Source organism: Pseudomonas sp., assembly GCF_041601375.1.
Classification (GTDB): domain Bacteria; phylum Pseudomonadota; class Gammaproteobacteria; order Pseudomonadales; family Pseudomonadaceae; genus Aquipseudomonas.
In genome coordinates this window covers 1-3,946 of the sequence record NZ_JBFIIG010000273.1, presented here as the reverse complement: position 1 = coordinate 3,946, position 3,946 = coordinate 1, and the positions used below count along the sequence as shown (strand labels likewise).

3 protein-coding genes are annotated in these 3,946 nt (G+C 62.8%); 1 reads left to right on the top strand and 2 read right to left on the bottom strand.

What is annotated here, in order from left to right:
- Positions 1-216: 216 nt before the first annotated feature.
- Both ABZE94_RS20850 and ABZE94_RS20845 read right to left on the bottom strand, forming a co-directional pair.
- A complete protein-coding gene (locus tag ABZE94_RS20850; RefSeq protein ID WP_372878058.1) occupies positions 217-453 on the bottom strand; it encodes a type II toxin-antitoxin system RelE/ParE family toxin in 237 nt (78 codons plus the stop codon).
- Positions 454-469: 16 nt separating this feature from the next.
- Complete coding sequence (locus tag ABZE94_RS20845; protein WP_372878056.1) at positions 470-670, bottom strand: stability determinant; 201 nt, start codon at positions 668-670, stop codon at positions 470-472.
- Positions 671-1,141: 471 nt separating this feature from the next.
- On the opposite strand from ABZE94_RS20845, the gene ligA reads away from it, so the two are divergent.
- On the top strand, positions 1,142-3,520 hold the full coding sequence (ligA, locus tag ABZE94_RS20840; RefSeq protein ID WP_372878054.1) for an NAD-dependent DNA ligase LigA: 2,379 nt from the start codon (positions 1,142-1,144) through the stop codon (positions 3,518-3,520).
- Positions 3,521-3,946 lie beyond the last annotated feature (426 nt).

Here is a 3,946-nt window from a genome sequence, read left to right as displayed (position 1 = left end):
GGCAATCGTGTCTGTCGGCTTGTGGGTACCTGTAGGAGCGGCTTCAGCCGCGAAGCTTTGCTGTGCCACGAAGAATTCGCGGCTAAAGCCGCTCCTACAATAATCAATAAAATCAATGAGATATATTTTGTTTGATGAGAGGGGCCGCCCCCGGTGCGGTGCTTTGGCTTTTTTGGCGCTCCTGCGGCCCGCATTGCCGCGAACGGATCGCAGTAGCTAAGGGTATTCCTGGCGGGCGTGCAAGACGCGCAGCACGTCGATGCTGCCTGTCCCGACCTGATAAATCACCAGGTAGTTGGGATGCACGACACATTCGCGGGAACCTCGCACGCGGCCCGAGCGGAACAAGTAGGGGGCAGATGGAAGACCCTCGACAGTTCTCAAAATGGCGGCATGTAGCGCCTCGGCCGCTAGAGGGTTGCGCTGTTCGATATAGTCGATGATTTCCACCAAGTCGGTGGTGGCCTCGTCAGTCCAACGAACGGTTTGCGCGAACCTTCCTGCGCTCTTCCAGAGCAGCCTGTACTTTCGCCATTGCTTCGTCGTGAGGTAGGCGTGGCTTAGTGCTGTCGATTGCATCCAGCACCTTGGCACGGAACCAGCGGTCATAGCTGGCCGCTTGCTCTTCGGTCTCGAATTCAGAAACGATGGGGGAAAGCTGAACGCTCATGGCGGGCCTCCGGTTGGGATGTGGGTGAGTTTAACTCGTCCTGACGGTAGCGGCAAAAAGACTGCACGGCCCGTAATTCCGGCCAGTACCCACTCCACCCGGAGCGCCCAGCTATTGCATATAACTGATAGATTCATCGCCGGCGTCAAGGACAGGGGATGGACCTGTCGGTACAACGCCGCCTTCGACTTCTCCGGTACTGCTGACGGGAGATTGATGCTGTTCCAGCCCGCCCGTCAGACATTACACAAACCTGTGGCCGCCCTGGCGCGATGCTTTTGGTTTTTCGGCTCCCGCTTGCCCGCTCTGTTCAGCGGCACAAGCCCCGCGCCCACATAGCCAAGGCAGGCTGGCCTGCAAACGGCTAGAATCCTGCGCCTGAATATCAACCAAAGGTTGAACTGGAGACCAGGGCCGGAAACACCCGGCAACCGCTTCCAGTTTCACGCCTGCAGCTACGGCTTGTGAATTATGTCCGCCACCCAGACCGCCGCCGAACGCATCGCCCAATTGCGTAGCGAACTCGATGCGCACAACTACCGCTATTACGTACTCGACGAGCCGAGCGTGCCGGACGCCGAGTACGACCGACTGTTCAACGAACTCAAGACGCTGGAAGCCGAGCATCCGCAGTTGGTGACACCGGATTCGCCGACCCAGCGCGTCGGCGGCACTGCCTTGAGCGCCTTCGGCGAGGTCAAGCACGAAATACCGATGCTCAGCCTCGGCAACGCCTTCGAGGAGGCCGAGCTGCTGGACTTCGACCGCCGCGTGCGTGAGTTGCTGGACCTGCCGTCCGGCGATCTGTTCGGCGGCGGTGCCGAGGTTGAGTACAGCTGCGAGCCCAAGCTCGACGGTCTGGCCGTCAGCCTGCTGTATCGCGATGGTCTGCTGGTGCGCGGCGCTACCCGTGGCGACGGCAGCACCGGCGAGGACATCAGCGTCAATGTGCGCACCATTCGCAATATCCCGCTCAAGCTACAGGGCAGCGGCTGGCCGCCAGTTCTGGAAGTGCGCGGCGAAGTGTTTATCTCCCGGGCCGGCTTCGAGGCGTTGAATGCCCGGCAACTGGAAAACGGCGGCAAGCCTTTTGCCAACCCGCGCAACGCCGCGGCGGGCAGCCTGCGCCAGCTCGACCCGAAGGTCACTGCCAGTCGTCCGCTGCAGTTGTGCAGCTACGGCATCGGCCAGGTCCAGGGCGAGTTGCCGGACAGCCATATCGGCATTCTCAAAGCGCTCAAGGGCTGGGGCCTGCCGATCAGTCCCGAGCTGAAGCTGGCCAAAGGGGTGCAGGAGTGCCTGGCCTATTACCGCGCCATCGGCGAGAAGCGTGATGCGCTGCCGTATGAAATCGACGGCGTGGTGTTCAAGGTCAATAACCTGGCCTATCAACGCGAACTGGGCTTTCGCGCGCGTCAGCCGCGCTGGGCCATCGCCCACAAGTTCCCGGCGATGGAGGAGCTGACCGAGCTGCTGGATGTCGAGTTCCAGGTCGGTCGCACCGGTGCCGTCACCCCGGTGGCGCGCTTGAAGCCGGTCAAGGTGGCGGGTGTCACGGTATCCAATGCGACCCTGCACAACATGGACGAAGTGGCGCGGCTGGGGCTGATGATCGGCGATACGGTGATCATCCGCCGCGCTGGTGACGTGATCCCGCAGGTCATGCAGGTGGTGGCCGAGCGGCGTCCGGCCGATGCACGAGCGGTGCAGATCCCCGAGAACTGTCCGGTATGCGGCTCCCGCGTCGAGCGCACCCAGCTGGTCAAGCGCAGCAAGGGCAAGGAGTCGTTCAGCGCTGGCTCGATCTACCGCTGCGTCGGCCGCCTGGCCTGTGCGGCCCAGCTCAAGCAGGCGATCATCCATTTCGTCTCGCGTCGTGCCATGGACATCGATGGCCTGGGCGAGAAGAGCGTCGAGCAACTGGTCGACGAAGGGCTGGTCGGCTCGCCGGCGGATCTGTACACCCTGAAGTTCGAACAGATTGTCGGCCTGGACGGTTTTGCCGAACTGTCGAGCAACAACCTGCTGGCGGCCATCGCCGCCAGCCGCAAACCGAGTCTGGCGCGCTTCATCTACGCCCTCGGCATCCCCGATGTCGGCGAGGAAACCGCCAAGGTGCTGGCCCGCGCGCTGGCTTCGTTGCGACGCATAGAGCAGGCGCTGCCGGAAGTGCTGACCTACCTGCCGGATGTCGGTCTGGAAGTCGCCTATGAGATTCACAGCTTTTTCCGTGACTCGCACAACCGCAAGGTGATCGCCGAGTTGCTTGAGCGCGGCATCGAGCTGCAGGAGGAGGGCGAGGTGCACCCGGAGTTCGCGGGCTGTGCGACCCTGGCGGACTTGCTCGGCAAACTGAATATCGCCGGCATTGCCGTCACCGGGGCGAAGAACCTGGCGGACAAGGCCGGCAGTCTCGAACGGGTGATCGAGCTCAGCCAGGACTGGCTGGAGCTGAGCGTGATGAAGGGCCTCAACGAGAAGGGCAAACAGGCGCTACGCGAATTCTTCGCCAATCCGGCCAATGTCGAACATGCACGCGCCATCGAGGCGCAGTTGCGCGAGTTCGGCATGCATTGGCAGAGCGAGAAGAAAGCCGTCGAAGGCTTGCCCCTGGCCGGCCAGACCTGGGTGCTGACCGGCAGCCTGGAAATCATGAGCCGCGATGTGGCCAAGGACAAACTGGAAAGCCTGGGCGCCAAGGTGGCCGGCTCGGTATCGGCCAAGACCGCCTGCGTAGTTGCCGGGCCAGGGGCCGGCTCCAAGCTGGCCAAGGCCAGCGAACTGGACGTGCGAGTGATAGACGAAGAGCAGTTCGTCGCGCTGCTGGCCGATTACGGCGTGACTGTTTGAGCGGTTGACATAAGTGTCACGACAACGTTGGTTAATCGCGGTCCTATCCATTACCGCGATCCCCGTAGGGCAGGTTAGGCGCGAGGCAGTCGATCTACGGTTGCCCGCGAAACCGGACGCGGCGTAACCCGCCATGGTCTGTCGCCGATTCACCGTGGGTTGGCGGGTTACGCGGCGCTTCGCATCCGTATGCGGTCTCAGGTAAGCGGGCCCCGCGCCGCTAACCCGCCCTACGGTTAATCGCGGTCCTGTTCATTGCCGCGATCCCCGTAGGGCGGGTTAGGCGCGTGGCAGTCGATCTACGGTTGCCAGCGAAGCCGGGCGCGCCGTAACCCGCCATGGTCTGTCGCCGACTCACCGTGGGTTGGCGGGTTACGCGGCGCTTCGCATCCGTATGCGGTCTCAGGTAAGCGGGCCCTGCGCCGC